General features: G+C 50.7%; 12 protein-coding genes. 2 read left to right on the forward strand and 10 right to left on the reverse strand.

Features of this window, described 5'->3' with window-relative positions; all coding sequences use genetic code 11:
• Positions 1-7 precede the first annotated feature (7 nt).
• The 10 genes from OVA10_RS24425 to OVA10_RS24470 form a co-directional block, all read right to left on the reverse strand.
• A complete protein-coding gene (locus OVA10_RS24425) occupies positions 8-2,365 on the reverse strand; it encodes a type VI secretion system Vgr family protein (RefSeq protein WP_268197119.1) in 2,358 nt (785 codons plus the stop codon).
• The gene (gene tssH, locus OVA10_RS24430) at positions 2,362-5,034 is read right to left on the reverse strand and encodes a type VI secretion system ATPase TssH (RefSeq protein ID WP_268197120.1); all 2,673 of its coding nucleotides are present in this window, start codon (positions 5,032-5,034) and stop codon (positions 2,362-2,364) included. The genes OVA10_RS24425 and tssH overlap by 4 nt, the downstream gene beginning before the upstream one ends.
• Before the next feature lie 163 nt (positions 5,035-5,197).
• Positions 5,198-5,689 (reverse strand): Hcp family type VI secretion system effector, encoded by a 492-nt coding sequence (locus tag OVA10_RS24435; RefSeq protein WP_021241774.1) that lies wholly within the window; start codon positions 5,687-5,689, stop codon positions 5,198-5,200.
• Between the two features lie 3 nt (positions 5,690-5,692).
• On the reverse strand, positions 5,693-7,372 hold the full coding sequence (locus tag OVA10_RS24440) for an OmpA family protein (RefSeq protein ID WP_109728081.1): 1,680 nt from the start codon (positions 7,370-7,372) through the stop codon (positions 5,693-5,695).
• Entirely contained in the window at positions 7,372-8,061 is a 690-nt protein-coding gene (gene tssL / locus OVA10_RS24445) for a type VI secretion system protein TssL, short form (protein ID WP_109728079.1), read from the reverse strand. The genes OVA10_RS24440 and tssL overlap by 1 nt, the downstream gene beginning before the upstream one ends.
• Positions 8,058-9,407: a type VI secretion system baseplate subunit TssK gene (gene tssK / locus OVA10_RS24450; RefSeq protein ID WP_109728076.1), complete on the reverse strand. Its 1,350-nt coding sequence runs from the start codon at positions 9,405-9,407 to the stop codon at positions 8,058-8,060. Before tssK ends, tssL begins: the two co-directional genes overlap by 4 nt.
• Before the next feature lie 12 nt (positions 9,408-9,419).
• Complete coding sequence (tssC, locus tag OVA10_RS24455) at positions 9,420-10,967, reverse strand: type VI secretion system contractile sheath large subunit (protein ID WP_180344331.1); 1,548 nt, start codon at positions 10,965-10,967, stop codon at positions 9,420-9,422.
• A gap of 35 nt (positions 10,968-11,002) precedes the next feature.
• Complete coding sequence (tssB, locus tag OVA10_RS24460; RefSeq protein WP_047748139.1) at positions 11,003-11,500, reverse strand: type VI secretion system contractile sheath small subunit; 498 nt, start codon at positions 11,498-11,500, stop codon at positions 11,003-11,005.
• Between the two features lie 444 nt (positions 11,501-11,944).
• Entirely contained in the window at positions 11,945-12,859 is a 915-nt protein-coding gene (locus tag OVA10_RS24465) for a hypothetical protein (protein WP_109728381.1), read from the reverse strand.
• Between the two features lie 2 nt (positions 12,860-12,861).
• Positions 12,862-13,377, reverse strand: a complete 516-nt coding sequence (locus OVA10_RS24470; RefSeq protein WP_109728074.1) for a thermonuclease family protein — start codon at positions 13,375-13,377, stop codon at positions 12,862-12,864.
• 214 nt (positions 13,378-13,591) lie between these two features.
• Between OVA10_RS24470 and OVA10_RS24475 the strand changes: the two genes are divergently transcribed.
• Together OVA10_RS24475 and OVA10_RS24480 are read left to right on the forward strand one after the other, a co-directional pair.
• Positions 13,592-15,019 (forward strand): DNA cytosine methyltransferase, encoded by a 1,428-nt coding sequence (locus OVA10_RS24475; RefSeq protein ID WP_109728072.1) that lies wholly within the window; start codon positions 13,592-13,594, stop codon positions 15,017-15,019.
• 60 nt (positions 15,020-15,079) lie between these two features.
• Entirely contained in the window at positions 15,080-15,247 is a 168-nt protein-coding gene (locus OVA10_RS24480) for a hypothetical protein (RefSeq protein WP_176690631.1), read from the forward strand.
• The last annotated feature ends 1 nt before the right edge of the window (position 15,248 follow it).

A 15,248-nucleotide genomic window follows, 5' to 3' on the forward strand; every position in this document is an offset into this window, starting at 1 on the left:
CTCCCTGTCAGTCGTTAAATGACTTGCTGCTGATTTTGTTTTCCTGAGTGATGTCCGTCAGGCTGAAATTGGGTGTTTCGTTGGGGAGATTTGCGCCCGATCCTGGTACCAGATAGTCAGACGTCTTCATAATGAACTCACCTGATGAACCATGCTCAATGCCGTTCTTACTCAGCCTCAGGTAAGATCCGCCACCGTTCAGCGTAAGCGTTTCCGGGGTGCTGATAATTATTTCGTCTTCACTACTGGTCACCGTCAGCTGCTTTTCAGAAAATAGGGCCATCGTGTTGTGCTGAGCCTGAATCTCGATGTCTCCCTGGTTCGCGACCAGCTTCGCCCCGTCTTTATGCACAAACATACCCAGGGCTTTTTCTACCGTTACAGAAAGATTTTTCATCGCACCGATATCAAGATGTTGACCGGCATTGATCATGGTATTGCGGGTGCTGCTGAGCTGAAGATGTTCACCTGAGGTAAATGCCACCCCCTGCGGAGCGCTACCCAGCAGGACCGAAGACTGGAGGTCTTTGATTTTGTCGGTCACAAAGTTTATCTGGGTATTGATGTCAGAGACCAGGGCTCCGGCGGCTTCAGCGGCGCTGTTCAGGGCCTGCATCTGGCTGTTGGCCTGGTTAATCTGATTGATGGCTGGCGCCATTTCCAGTACCGGTCCCTGGGCTTTGGCCTGGGCATCAGCCGTCAGGAACAGCCCTTTTGCCGCACGTACTGCGCCATGCTCATCCGTTCGCAGTTCAAAACCAGCCCCGCGCTTTTCACGCTGGCTGTTGACCAGGTGTCCCAGGTTCAGCTGCGTTTTGCCGTATTCCGTTGCGAGCTTGATATGCTCTTCCTGGCGCTTATCCTCCATCCGCAGCTTATTGTTCGCCGGGGTACGCCACACGTTCCGCGTATGATTGTCACTGGTGACATGGTCTGGATGTTCTGAATCATGCAGGGCATAAGCGATGTAGGGACGATCCGGGTCTCCGCCGTCGAAGACGACGGCCACTTCAGTTCCGTCAAGAAGCGGGGAGTGGAATCCGTACGTATCACCGGCATAGGGTTTAGCCAGTCGCAGCCACAAATAGGCATAACCCTGTTCAGTACTGCTGCGGTCGAAGTCCAGTTTTACCCGGTATCGCCCGTCCGGGTCGAGCCAGGAATAGGTGTCGCCTTTCTGTGTGCTTTCCACCCGGGCAGGCAGCGAGCCGGATATCACCGGACGATTGAGCAGTGCCGGACGATAACAGACGGTTTCACTGTAGGGGATACCCTCAAACGTCAGCGTAAAGCTACTTTTGCGCGAACCGCTGGTGCGCACCGTGGTGATGACGATGCCTTCCCTGACGGCATCGGGAAGCGTTCCGTCCGTTTCCAGTACCTGACCCGGAGCCAGATGAGGGCTGGAGGAATGCCCGGTGACGTGATATTGCGCATTCAGAATGCGTTCGTGACGCAGACGGGCGAAGTATGCTCCGGTCTCTGTGCTTTCAGTATCACCTTCAGTCAGGAAGGGTTCCGCATAATGGTACGTTTCTCCTGCGGTGATCCCTTCTTTGCTAAAAATGCTTTCAGTGCTGTCCTGAGGTTTCAGCGCTTCGCGGTAGTTGTAGTCACGGGTGGCCACACTTCCGCTCACCACATTGTATGCGGTCTGAATATCCCAGATGCTCTCCTGCCCGCTGTCGCTCATCCCGGCCTGATTACGCAATGGCAGGGTGACACCAAATTCATACTGCTCCTGGCTGTCCTGGAAAATCACGACGTCCTGTTCAAGACGGCTGTCCATTTCATAGCGCCAGTAAATCCCCACCTCCGCCAGCAGGCGTTGAATAAACTCAAGATCGGTTTCCCGCCACTGGGTTATGAGTTCCCGGGATGGATATTCCCGGGAGAGCCGGAACTCAAAATCAGGCCCTTCCAGCCCGTGTTTACGTAGTACCTGTTCAACCACCTCAATAACCGACTGATTGAGGTAGATCTCGCTCCCTTTCGTATAGCCCAGTAGAGCAATACGGGGAACAATAGTCAGTGCGTAATGGGTATCATCACCGGACGTGGATATCCGGCGAAATGACTCCACCACCCCATAAACCGTCCGGACCGGCAGAGCCGGTGTTCCGTCAAACATCGGGGTCTGGAAAGTAAATGACGCCGGTTTCAGCAGTAACGTGTCACAGGCGATATCCTTAGAGGAGCAGGTTACCGCCACGTCATAGCGCCAGGGCTGGCTAAGAGATTCAACCGCGCTGTAACGCAGAACATCAAGGAAATCGCTGCATTCATGCACATCAACCCGATAACGTGACTGCCCTGACAGCTGTTGCACCGCGTCGGTGGCCTTCCTGATAAGTGTTCCGCTCATGCCCCCTCTCCTTCTGCCTGTTCGTCAAATGCCAGCACAATGCCCTGTTCGTCATCCCAGGTCAGTTTTAGCGAGGATGGCTTTTGTTTTGCCGCCATATGGCCCAGTAACTGTTGGCTCAGAACCGGCAGGATCTGCTGGTTAAGCAGACTGTCGACGTTACGGGCACCGGTATCCGGCAGCAGACAGGCAGTCGTCAGGGTGTCGATGAGGCTTTCGCCAATGTGAGTGGAGATCCCGTAGTGCCGTTGCAGACGCGTGCTCACCTGTGCCAGTTTCATGTCGACGATGGTACGCATGGCATCCATTGCCAGTGGGCGGTATATCACCGTCTGGAAGCGAGCCAGCAGTGCTGGCTGGAAATGATCGCGAAGGATCGGACGTAACAATTCATGCAGATCGCTCTCCGTGGCTTCTGGTTGCTCGTCCAGCAGCTGCATCAACTGATCACTGCCCAGGTTGGACGTCATCAGGATCACGGTATTGCGGAAGTCGATTTCACGCCCTTCTCCGTCACGCATAAAGCCCCGGTCGAATACCTGATAGAACAGGTTCATCACATCCCGGTGTGCCTTTTCCACCTCGTCAAGCAGCACCACGCTGTACGGGCGCTTGCGAACGGCTTCGGTCAGAATGCCGCCCTGACCATATCCTACATAGCCCGGAGGGGAGCCTTTCAACTGCGAGACCGTGTGTGGCTCCTGGTATTCAGACAGGTTGATGGTAATGAGCGATTTCTCACCACCATACATAACGTCAGCAAGTGCGAGCGCGGTTTCTGTTTTGCCCACCCCGCTTGGCCCCACCAGTAAAAACACACCCTGCGGCCCGTTCTCCGGCGTCAGGCCGGTTTTTGACGCTCGCAGTCGTTGGGCTATGGCATTCAGGGCAGGATGTTGGCCGACAACACGGGTTGCCAGCTGCTCTTCCAGCGTCAGTAATTCGGTCTGCTCATCCTTCATCAGCGACGAGAGAGGAACCCCTGTCCAGTCGGCGATAACGGTTGCAACGGTGCGGACATCAACATCCAGACCCAGTAAAGGGCTGTTATTCTGAATCTGGGAGAGCTCCTGCTGGAAGGCGGAGATCTCCTTCTGTCGGCTGATGTCTTCCCGGCAGGCTTTCAGCGAGTCGGTAAGCTGCTTTTCGGTCTCATATTGTGACTGAAGGGCAGCTTTCTGCTGATTGAGCTCCAGTGTGAGCTGTTCGATCTGCGGCAGACGGCTGGCATCAACGGTGTTACCCAGGGAAATATCTTCCAGTAACTCCTGTTGTTCCATAGCAAGCGCAGTCAGTTGGGCCTGCAACCGGGTGAGCTGTTCAGGCAGCGTGTCCAGGCTCATCCGTACCCGTGCCGCTGCGGTATCCAGTAAGTCCACTGCTTTATCAGGCAGCTGGCGTCCGGTCAGATATCGGCGGGAAAGTGTCACCGCTGCGCGTACGGCCTCGCCGGTAATATGTACACCATGGTGTTCGGCATAGCGGGATTTAAGACCGCGCAGCATCAGGCAGGCCGTATCATCATCGGGCTCATCAACCTTGACCATCTGGAAGCGGCGTTCAAGGGCGGCATCACGTTCGAAATACTGCTTGTACTCACTCCAGGTGGTGGCAGCAATGGTGCGCAGTTCGCCGCGAGCCAGCGCCGGTTTCAGCAGGTTGGCGGCATCTGCCCCGCCTGCCTGATTACCAGCCCCGATGATGGTGTGAGCTTCATCGATAAAGACCAGCACCGGCACCGGGGAATGCTGGACGGCGTCGATGATATTTTTCAGACGCTGTTCGAACTCACCCTTTACACCGGCACCCGCCTGAAGCAAACCCAGATCCAGTGTCCTGACGATAACAGGCTTAAGACTTTCGGGCACATTGCCCTCAGCAATACGTAGCGCCAGGCCTTCAACCAGAGCCGTTTTGCCGACGCCTGGCTCACCCACCAGAATGGGGTTGTTCTTACGACGTCGGGAGAGAATATCCACCATCTGCCGGATTTCGTTATCGCGACCAAAGACCGGGTCAATCTTTCCTTCCCGGGCACGGGCAGTCACATCAACGGTAAAACGATTGAGAACGGACTCTTCCTGTGAAACGGCAGGCTGCGCACTTCCGCCTTCAGCCTGATTTTGTGCTTCATGCTGTAACGGCGCAGCCCGGCCAATAATGCTGACATTGCCAGCCTGCTCACTGAGCGCAACGTCATGCCGCTCATCCGACTGGGCTTCCAGCAAAGGACGTAACCTTTCCAGCTGGCTGGTGGTCAGCGTCATTAAAGGCCAGAGGCCATCGCAGCGTGTCAACCCTGACGTTTCAACCATGGCCGTAAGCAAATGTATGCTGCGGATCTGCTCATCTCCCGCGAGCGTGGCGGCAAGCCAGGCCTGTTTCAGCAGGGTCTGGAGGGAAGCAGAAAGCTCCGGGCGTGTGCGAACTGAACGAGGCTGTGCATCCAGCCAGCTCAGAAGTGACTGCCAGACGGCATCCATATCCCATTCATAGCGTCGGGCAAGAACGGTCAGGTCACCTTCCCCCTGCTCCAGCAGTTTCAGCAGCCAGTGCTCAGGCGTGATTTCTGCATGCGCACGGGTCTGACATAAAGAAGCCGCCCCCTCCAGTGCTCTGGCGCAATAAGGGTTAAGTCGTCGTAGCAGGACTGCTGAATGATGTTCCATGTCGTTCCCTCTTGTTCAGGCACGCTACCGCCCCTGGCCGTCAACCGATGCCCATAAGGTTCATGCCGATAAATTGTGAGACTGCTCTGCAAAGCGTCCGTCTGACAGGCGCTGTGCGGAGCAAAACAAAAAGGCGGACAGAAGGGATCTGCCCGCCAGAGTCTTATGCTGTGGTGCGTTCGTTCCAGGAATCGGAATGAATGATGTTGCCGTCTTTGTAGGTCCAGGTGATTTTTTCGTAGCGCAGCTCGATTTGCTCAAGGTGGTTATGCTTCTCGAAGGAGGCATCCTTGATGTCGTGCATTTTTGGTGCAACTTTCACCAGTTTGACGTTTTCCAGTTTGGTGTTGAAATACTCAACTTCCTGGCCTGCGTCGTTGATTTTGTACCACTTAAATTCAGCAGACTTCAGGGTCTGGCCCGTGGTCACGGCTTTGTAGAGATACGGGCTGGAAGAGTCGATTTCTTTGGTAAACAGGAACGGCGTGTGAATACGGGTGCCGGTCAGTTTGCCAGTATTGTTATCGGTCGGGATGTACAGGTTATGTTCCTGAGCAACAACTTCGATGCTTCCTTCGCGATCTTTCACATCTACGGAACCCTTGATGTCAGCACCGCCATCGTCTTTCAGCCACAGATAAACTGGGATTGCCATGTTTTACTTCTCCATTTCTTGAGTTGAAACGTCACGTACATCCTGTGACGCGTGTTTAGCGCCTGGCAGACGACAGGCGTCAGCCTGCGGTACCAGACTGATCTCGACACGCCGGTTATGCGCACGGCCATCAGGCGTGTCGTTTGATGCAATCGGTCGGCTGTCACCGTAACCCTGCACGGCAAAGCAACTTTCCGGTACGTCCCCGGTATCACGCATCCAGTTACGGACGGCCTCAGCCCGTTGTAAAGACAGGGTCTGGTTGAGCTGAACGCTACCCGTATTGTCTGTGTGGCCACTGACCACGATGAGCCAGCCTGGTCTGGCTTTGATTCCGACCAGCGAGTTGACCAGCATTTTGGTTGAGCCCGGTTTCAGCACGGACTTACCGGAATCAAACAGCGACATGCTGTCGAGACGAACAATTTTCGGTACCGGTTTTGGTTCAGGTGCTGGTGGAGGCGTCCAGGTATCGATAGCCTGTTGCAGGGCCAGCCACAGTCGTTGGCCCGGGTAATAGCCCAGGCTGTAACGCAAAGGCTCCCCCTGGCGCTGCCAGCGTTCAAGCAGGAGCGCATCCTGCTTCAGGGTGGCCAGTGATTCTGCCTTAGGGCGATAGTGGTTCATCGGGATTGCATTCCAGCGCTGTAAATCGGTACTCACCTGACGGATCAGGTCTCGGTTATTGAGCGCAGAAATACCCAATGCGGTCAGGGCACACAGCCACATCAGCAGGATCAGGCGACGGGTACGCTGGCCCCCCTGCACAGTTGATGCAAAAGGTGCCAGAAGTGGCAGAACCGCATCCGGAAACAAACTTGCCGGTGCTGTCTGCCCGGGTTTTCTGAAAAACTGCAAACAGGTGCGGGTATATAGCCAGTCGGCCCAGACTGACTCTGTACCGGGAAGTACAGTACCGAGGCGCATTGCCACAGAGAATGCTCGTGCTGGAGGCGTTAACCGATCAGGCTTTTCCAGCTCTTCAGCCAGCGTATTACGGATAAAGGAAAATGCCTCGCTGACTGCTGGCAGTGCCAGGATATTGTCTTCCGCCTGCTGCCAGTCGATGAAAGCCTGCGGCGAATCATTTACCGGACAGACAATCGGCTTATCACCCCGAACGATTATCCAGGGCGTTTCTGGCCCGGAAAATTCTGCACTCAACACAACAGGCAGTGTGAAACCCGTCAGGGATTTAATCTGCTTACACTGCTGGCGCAGCGTTTTCAGTGCGGAACGAAGAACGGCTTCATCCTGATGATGGTCTGGAAGGCAGCGGTACATCACCGAAAGCTGCCCAACCTGGCGCGGGAACTGCGTCTGGATACTGCGGACAACGTCAGTTAACTGGTTGACGTCACCCGCCCGCAGCCACCATCCCTGGGCTGTTTTACGCAGAGGACTCCCCTGAAATAACGCGTCCAGCATATCACCACACACCAGTACAACGGGCCCCTGGGCGTCGGGTAAAGGCAGTTCAGCGGCCAGGAGGGTAACGTCAGATGTGGGCTCTTCGCTCCGACAGTTTTTAAAAACATACCAGCCTGCCAGAACGAGGATAAGCAGCGTGGACAGACCGTTAAAAACGTTGCCTGTCGGGATGAAATACCACAGCAACCATAACAACGTGGCAACGGCTGCCAGGGCGTGCAGGACTACCGGAATGATGACTGATCTACGCATTAGCCATGCAGCTCCGGTATTTGTGCTGACAAGAGTGCCTGGAGCCAGAGATGGCCACCCCACCAGGTAACGCCCGTAAGAATGACGGCGAGCGCTATCCAGAACCAGACTGAGCGCATCAGACTCCAGCGATGTTTACCCATCCGGTGAACAACCAGAGACAGGTCTGCATCAGGCGGAGAAACACGTTCAGAAAGGGTTTTCATTACCTCATCACGTTGCGACTGGCTGACCGCGCTCAGGCTGTATAACCCCTGAAAGCCCAGCGCTATCACCCGGTGATAGCAGGTTAAAACGGCTGGGTTTGGTGAGGGCTGACGCAGAACTTCTGCAAGGCGATCCCATAGTGCTTCACCAGCCCGAAGTGAGCCAAAAAAACGTGCCTGAAGCGGCGCTTTACGCCAGGCCACCTGGCCTTCATCAACTTTCGGCTCCTCTCCTTCCTCGCTTTTTTCAGACTTACGGCTCATCACCGTTTCGTCCAGCAGGGCACATTGTGCGTAGGAAATATGCTCCACACTGGCGTCGTCATAACCGGCACGCTCCAGCGCTTCCCGTACAGTTTCAACCTGTTTAACGCATTTGTTGTAAAGCGCAGTGCCATCAAGCGTGACGGCACCTTTTTTAAGCATGGTGACGGTAAGCCAGGTCTCCGCCATCAGCTGGTCGATATCGATATCCTGTCTCATGAGCGCAATACCGCAAACAGTTCAAGTTCAAGGGCGCCAAGTAGCTCAGGCACATAGAACATACACACCCCCTGCTCCTGCATTTCATGTGCAGCGGGACTTTCCATATCAAGGGCGAAGTACTGGTTTTCCATGCGTACAGGCAATGCTGCCGGGACTCTGCTCACCGGGATCAAAGGGATCCCCTTGAGTGCCGCACCATAGATCTCGCGGACATCATCAGGTGAACCCGCCTGACAGAGTGCAGGGAATTTCTCGGCGACCTGCCATGCCGGGATATCCGAGCGCACAGAGAGATAAAGGTCAGCCTCTTCACGCAGGCGGATATCGTGGAGGTTGGCCTTCCAGGTCTGTCCGTCCGGTCGGGACATTTCCAGAGCAATGACCCGGGATGGCAGACTTGCTTCCAGCAAACCCGTTATCAGGTCGAACAGCGGAGGAAATGCGTTGGCCGGTTCTTCGTGGTCATAGCCCGGTATGGCGTCAAGATCATGGTCCAGAGAAAAAGTCAGCATACTGCCTGCCAGACGAGCGAGCTCTGCCCACACCTGTTCTGGTGGACGGGAAGGAAAACGTTCGTATTCCGTCAGCACCCTGGCGTGGGAATTCAGCGCATTCAGCAACCAGAAAAGGGATACATCGGCGACGGCAAAATCGGCGAGTCTTTCGTTACTTTCACGACGCATTGTCATCAGTCGCTGGCGTCGGGAACGAAGCTGGCGATTGAGCAGCACCAGACGTTCTCGAAGGACCGGACTTGCCCCAAAAGATGCCACTGGAGGAATAAAAGACGGATCCTGTCGCCACGCATTTTGTCCATCCCGGATAAGCCTTGCTACCGGGCAGACTTTCCAGGAATCATTACTTTCATGAGCAAACCGGATAGTGAAGTTAAACCGGGCAACGGCCATGGATTCTTCTTCAGAGCCAAAGGCATCCTGCAACGTCACCCATTCTTCACGATAACGGAGCGGACGGTCTGGAGTGACGCCTTCCTGTTCAACGTTGGCAACACCTGGCTGCATGTGAGGCAGTGCTATAACGACGGTTACCGCATCACGGCCTGCCAGCAGGCTGGCATCTAACTCACGTGGTGGCGGAGGCAGATCGCTCCTTTGTGCGTCAATCAGCGAACCATCTTCCAGCCAGAGACGTAACTGCGTAATTTGAATCAGACCGGACGACAGAAGACTGTCATTAAACTCAATCTTTTCCACGCCCCAGGGGAATGGGGATGCCAGTGCTGATGCACCGGCACTGCGAAAAGACTCCCATTCAGCCTGCTGCTGGAACTGTTGAGGGGACAGTAAAGCCCCCTCGTTCCACAGTGGACGATAAATTTTCATCCCTGCCCTGCCTTATGCTTTTGCTTTAGGCATCTGGGATACCAGCGACAGGTTGACGTCCATGCCTTCAACCTGGAAGTGAGGGACGGCAAAGAGTTTCACGCGGAAGAAACCCGGGTTATCCTCTATGTCTTCAACGATGACTTTGGCATCGCGAAGCGGGTGTGAAGCCTGGAGATCATCGCCCGGATCGGTCATCTCGGTCACCAGACCTTTCACCCAGGTATTGAGCTCCAGCTCAAGCAGACGACGGTCTTTGGTGGTACCGATATTTTCACGCTGGATGAGCTTCAGGTAGTGCGCAATACGTGACAACAGGAAGATGTATGGCAGACGGGCATTGATGCGGCTGTTGGCGGTCGCATCCGCAGTGTCGTACAACGCAGGCTTCTGGGCGGAGTTTGCACTAAAGAAACAGGAATAATCTCTGTTTTTATAATAACTTAGCGGAATGAATCCCAGATTCGAGAATTCAAACTCACGAGTTTCCGGTATCATCACTTCGGACGGTATTTTTACCTGATTACCGGTACCGAGGTCGTACAGATGGATAGGCAGATCCTGAACTGCACCGCCAGCCTGAGGGCCACGAATCTGGACGCACCAGCCATTATTGATAAAACTTTTCACCATATTGGCAGCAAAAGCAAAGGATGCATTCGTCCATAAATACTTCTCGTGATCAGGTCCCTTCACTTCCTCCACATAATTGAAACTGCGCACCGGGACGGTATCCGGACCATACGGCAGACGGCCCAACACACGTGGCATAGTCAGCCCAATGTAGCGGGAATCCTCAGAGTCACGGAACGCTTTCCATTTGATATATTCAGCTCTGTCGAAATAATTACCGATGTCTTTGATGGCCGCGACTTCTTCCATGCTGGATTTATGGAAGAATTTAGGTCCTACAGAACCAATAAACGGCATATGAGCGGCTGCTGAAACTTTTGATATATTACGGAGTAACGCTACATCCTGAGCGGAGGAATCGAACTCATACGACGAAATGATTGCAGCGATAGGCTCTCCGCCAGGTTGATCGTATTCCATCGAATAAGTATGGTGATAAAGACCACTCTGGATAATCTCCGGAGCGTCTTCAAAATCCTGACGTAGATCGTCTTTAGAAACATCAAGAATTTCTATTTTTACATTCTGGCGGAAATCTGTGCGATCAACCGTGTGCTTAAGCCCGCGCCAGAGTGACTCTACGCGTTGAAACTCCGGGTGGTGCATAACTTCATCGAGCTGGCGACTGATTTGATAATCAAGCTCTGCGATATGCGAATCAAGCAATGATTTATCAAGCTTCTCAACTTTTTGGCCTGATTTTGAAATAACCTGCATAAAAACCTGAATGGCTGCGGTCACTCGCTCATCTGCCGAGGCATCGGCCATGACGCTGTCGTCCTGATATTCAGTAATGTCACCCAGGCGAGAAACTGGATTCAGATTAATTTTTTCAAACAGCGAGGCATACACGCTGTCTGGGTTATTCTCAAGTACAGTAGTGTTCCCCTGCACCGATTGTGTTTCAGTATTCACAGACATCAGCATCCTCTCTGTTAATCCATTAAAAAAACATTTTGCTGTTATTCGGCAGGTGCAAGGGCATTCAGCTCTTGTCTTAATTCTTCGCTCAGAGCCGGGTCTTTCAGTATGGTTTCAAGAGATCTGCGGAACTCGGCGTTATCCAGGAGGTTTGACTTTAGGTCTCTAAGGAGATTGCGCATGGCTAACATGGCACGAAGTTGAGGAATTTGCTTTGCTATTGCTTCAGGCTCGAAATCTTTCATTTCAGAAAAGCTGAGTTTGATATTTTCTTCAGAACCATCACCTCTCAGGGTGTTAGCAACATCAATGCTGACCTCTGGGTTAAGCTCGGACAGAACGCTATTAAAGTTGTTTTTGGAAATATTTAACTTACTGCGTTCAGAAAGCGGGAGGGTTTCTTTGCCGTTACTGAAGTCTCCCAACGCGAGAAGTTTTAAGGGCAACTCGACTTTCTTTTGGGCGGAACCCGTGTGCAGGTCAAGTTGGATGTTGACACGTGCTTTTGGCACTTCATTCTGGAAGCTGGAATCTGCCATATCATTCCCTTTGTTGGACAGTGGTGATAGTTACCACAAGGTATCTTTACAAAGCGATGATAGAACATATTGCTCACATAGATCAACTTTGCAGATCAAAGATCTGCAATTGGAATTTTCTTAAGAATTTTCCTCTGTTTTGTAACAGAGTGCACCTCTAGGTATTGGGGAAAAAGTTGTTTTGTTAACTGCTTATGTCGTCATTTGCAGGGCTATTAACTATAAGTAACTGCCCTGATGGTTGAATGTTACATATGTGATCTTTCATTGACTTAGATCAATGCAATTGGTGTGGTCCCCGTCTGGTGCGGATGTGTGCTTTTGTACTGATAACTCACTGTAACAGTTACATTTTTTGTTACATGTCGTTGTGGTGAAAAGTCCGAAAACTGACTTATGGGAAAAACATTTTAAGTAATGGAGTGGACTTTGTTTTAAAGATAATTAAGTGTTAAGAGTTGTCTGTCTAACTACCCATGGGTTTTGGCGAACAAAATCACGTACTCCACTTATACATGCGCTTGAGATGATGTCAAAATTCGGGTGATTTGATGAGACCATATTCCCGGTATTATCAAGAAGCATAATAGTACCCAAAGACCGAACCAGTTGATATTCATTAAACTTATGCTTTAGCATAGTTTGTAATCTATAAATTGTTTCACCTGAACTGTTACCTTCTATACCTACAACGGAAACAGTGCAGTTAAGTTCCGCACTATCAGATTGATTGTCGTACCAGAAATTATCGTTATAATTGGTTTTCTTTGCTAAGTCGAGTTTACCAGGCCATTTTACCCATGCAGAAGAATTATTTTTTGATCGGAGGATTTGCTTCAACTGTTCCATTGGTGCGTTCTGATCTACAAACCATAAAGAATTAAATTCGTTAAGAAATATATCTGGGTCAATAACAGCAATGAAATCAAATTCCTCTTTATTAATAGAGCTAGCTCGGTCTTTGAGATAAAAAAGGCCTAGTTTATAACCCTTGTCACTTTTCCAGTTTGCGCCTACAGGCTGATAGTCTGTATTTATAAATGGCTTAAATGTGTGTGTGTCAGGAGAAAAAATCACTGATGGTGCCAGAGTTCGTCCTCGGTTTCGGATTGGACTTACATAAATTTTTTCTCCATCACTTAACATCTCTATTATTGCTTTTGTCACAACTACTGAAATAGAAGGAATACATTTAATTTGAGTTTCATGCCCGACATGCGACAACCTTCCATCCTCACTCTTCAGTACCTCTGCAAGGCAAGTCGGGCAATACTGTTGGTCTCTATCATAAACAGGCATAGCAAGACGACCGGAATCGTTGAGTACCAACTGAAGTAACGGATGATCCTCTTTCATCATGGTCATTTCTTCTCTTTAACCTTTCTGGGCTTTTCGTTTAACTGTCTCCATTGCCACGGAGGGACAGGGTTGGGGTCTGCCCATAACCCCTTTGCATCTTTTCGTGCTGCGGATTCATACTTGAGGTAGCTCGGGACAATGGCGTTATCTTCGAACCGATATACCCACGCATATCCGCTGTCCACCATAGAAGCATTAATGTCATAACCATCTAACCAAATGGTCCCTAACATTCGGCCATACATATCTATACCATGGTCGTTCACGGTAATGATTTTGGTTGCAATAGCTGTGGTTAAGGCCTGCTTTGCTTTTTGCCCAAAAGCCTGTTTGGATTCAGGAGCGTCTATACCATACATCCGTATTTTGATGGTTGTATTTTGAGCATCCAGCGCAGTTATGGTGTCACCGTCAACTATCTTAACCACCTTTGCCTCAAAAGTTGTTGAGTTCCCCCAGGACGCCGCAGGGAATAAAACGATCATGATTGGCAAAAGTAACTTTTTTAGATAACACATCATTTCACCTGAATTTGTTGAGTGCAGACATGTATACACAAGGCTATTCATAGGCACTATTTTAACAAGTCATAAATTCATGGACGGGCTTAAAACATATCTTTTTGCATCTTAAAGGCAGAAAAATCACAAAAGATTTAGAACCTGAACCAAAAAATAATCCAAATTAAGCGTGTTAATCTATCTCAAAGATATTATTCCTGAGAGAGTTAGGATGAAGCATTATACTCATGAGCATGAAACAGACCTGAATGATGTGGATAAAGCTCAATCTCTTATCCACAAAACTTTGTTAATAGCTTCGACCATTTATGATCTGAAATATCTGGCTCAGGTTTTAAATGATGAAAATGGCAGTAACTGGTCCCGAGCCTCGCTTAAACTTCAGGTTAAAGGCAAACCTGAACATTGTGAGCTGAGTATCGCTGATGGACGTTATCTACAGTCTTTAATACCTTCACGACCAGCTGATTACGAGGACAGGCACTTTAGCTTTATCGATTTGTTTGCAGGTATAGGTGGACTGCGAAGCGGATTCGATGCCATCGGTGGTAAATGTCTTTTCACGAGCGAATGGAATACTTATTCCAGCCGTACTTACCGGGCGAACTGGTATTGCGATGAGAACGAGCACCGCTTCAATTCAGACATCCGTGACATCACTCTTAGCAACAGGCCCGAGGTTTCTGATGAAGAGGCATATAAATTTATCGATACCTCTATCCCGGATCATGATGTACTTCTTGCGGGATTTCCGTGTCAGCCATTCAGCATTGCCGGTGTCAGTAAAAAGAACTCTTTGGGACGCAAACATGGTTTCGAGTGCGATACTCAGGGTACGCTCTTCTTTGATGTTGCCAGGATCATCCGGGCAAAACAACCTGCAATTTTTGTTCTGGAAAATGTTAAAAATCTGAAGAGTCACGATAAGGGTAATACTTTTAACATCATCATGAAAACGCTGGAAGAGCTTGGCTACGACGTCGCAAACAGCGAAAGCATGGGCGCGGATGATCCTAAAGTCATCGACGGCCGTCATTTCCGACCCCAGCACCGTGAACGTATCGTCCTTATTGGTTTTCGCCGCGACCTGAGCCTGAAAGACGGTTTTTCTCTAAGAGACATTAAAGACTTTTATCCGGACAAGCGCCCTTCTCTCTCCGATTTACTGGAACCGACGGTAGATAGTAAGTACATCCTCTCCCCTAAACTCTGGGAGTACTTATACAACTATGCAAAGAAACATGCGGCAAAAGGCAATGGTTTTGGTTTTGGACTAGTAGATCCTTCCAATGTTAATAGTGTCACCAGAACCCTCTCAAGCCGCTATATGAAAGACGGATCTGAAATTCTTATTGATCGGGGCTGGTCCCATGAGCTGGGAGAAACTGATTTCCATAACACATACAACATGGACCGTCGGCCACGCATGCTAACGCCACGTGAATGTAGCAGGCTTATGGGCTTCGATAAACCCGGGGAAAGTGTTTTCCGTATCCCTGTGTCCAATACACAGGCTTACAGACAGTTTGGGAACTCAGTGATTGTTGATGTCTTTGCAGCCGTCGCTAAATTGCTGAAGTCACGAATTGAATATGCTGCTTCCTTGCGATTGCGGCAGTCATACGATGAAGTGTGCTGAACTAAACTCATTTATCAATTTAAATGCTGAAGATTGTTGTAATAATGTCTGAGGTCAACCATGACGTATTTCGAATCAGCTGAAGGTAAGACGGTATCTAAAGAACGCGCTTTAAAAGAACTGTCCAGGCATTGCGTTCCTGAAACAGATTTCGAAGAATTCTTTAGCGACATGGGCGTAAAGGAACAGTATGACGCTCAGGAAGTGTTGCTCTGGTTGGGATATTAAA

Source organism: Lelliottia sp. SL45 (genome assembly GCF_026672535.1).
Lineage (GTDB): Bacteria > Pseudomonadota > Gammaproteobacteria > Enterobacterales > Enterobacteriaceae > Enterobacter > Enterobacter nimipressuralis.

What these genes read in the sequence shown, in the direction of transcription:
- OVA10_RS24425 (WP_268197119.1), bottom strand. Translation starts at nt 2,365, where the DNA reads ATGAGCGGAACACTTATCAGGAAGGCCACCGACGCGGTGCAACAGCTG.
- tssH (WP_268197120.1), bottom strand. Translation starts at nt 5,034, where the DNA reads ATGGAACATCATTCAGCAGTCCTGCTACGACGACTTAACCCTTATTGC.
- OVA10_RS24435 (WP_021241774.1), bottom strand. Translation starts at nt 5,689, where the DNA reads ATGGCAATCCCAGTTTATCTGTGGCTGAAAGACGATGGCGGTGCTGAC.
- OVA10_RS24440 (WP_109728081.1), bottom strand. Translation starts at nt 7,372, where the DNA reads ATGCGTAGATCAGTCATCATTCCGGTAGTCCTGCACGCCCTGGCAGCC.
- tssL (WP_109728079.1), bottom strand. Translation starts at nt 8,061, where the DNA reads ATGAGACAGGATATCGATATCGACCAGCTGATGGCGGAGACCTGGCTT.
- tssK (WP_109728076.1), bottom strand. Translation starts at nt 9,407, where the DNA reads ATGAAAATTTATCGTCCACTGTGGAACGAGGGGGCTTTACTGTCCCCT.
- tssC (WP_180344331.1), bottom strand. Translation starts at nt 10,967, where the DNA reads ATGCTGATGTCTGTGAATACTGAAACACAATCGGTGCAGGGGAACACT.
- tssB (WP_047748139.1), bottom strand. Translation starts at nt 11,500, where the DNA reads ATGGCAGATTCCAGCTTCCAGAATGAAGTGCCAAAAGCACGTGTCAAC.
- OVA10_RS24465 (WP_109728381.1), bottom strand. Translation starts at nt 12,859, where the DNA reads ATGATGAAAGAGGATCATCCGTTACTTCAGTTGGTACTCAACGATTCC.
- OVA10_RS24470 (WP_109728074.1), bottom strand. Translation starts at nt 13,377, where the DNA reads ATGTGTTATCTAAAAAAGTTACTTTTGCCAATCATGATCGTTTTATTC.
- OVA10_RS24475 (WP_109728072.1), top strand. Translation starts at nt 13,592, where the DNA reads ATGAAGCATTATACTCATGAGCATGAAACAGACCTGAATGATGTGGAT.
- OVA10_RS24480 (WP_176690631.1), top strand. Translation starts at nt 15,080, where the DNA reads ATGACGTATTTCGAATCAGCTGAAGGTAAGACGGTATCTAAAGAACGC.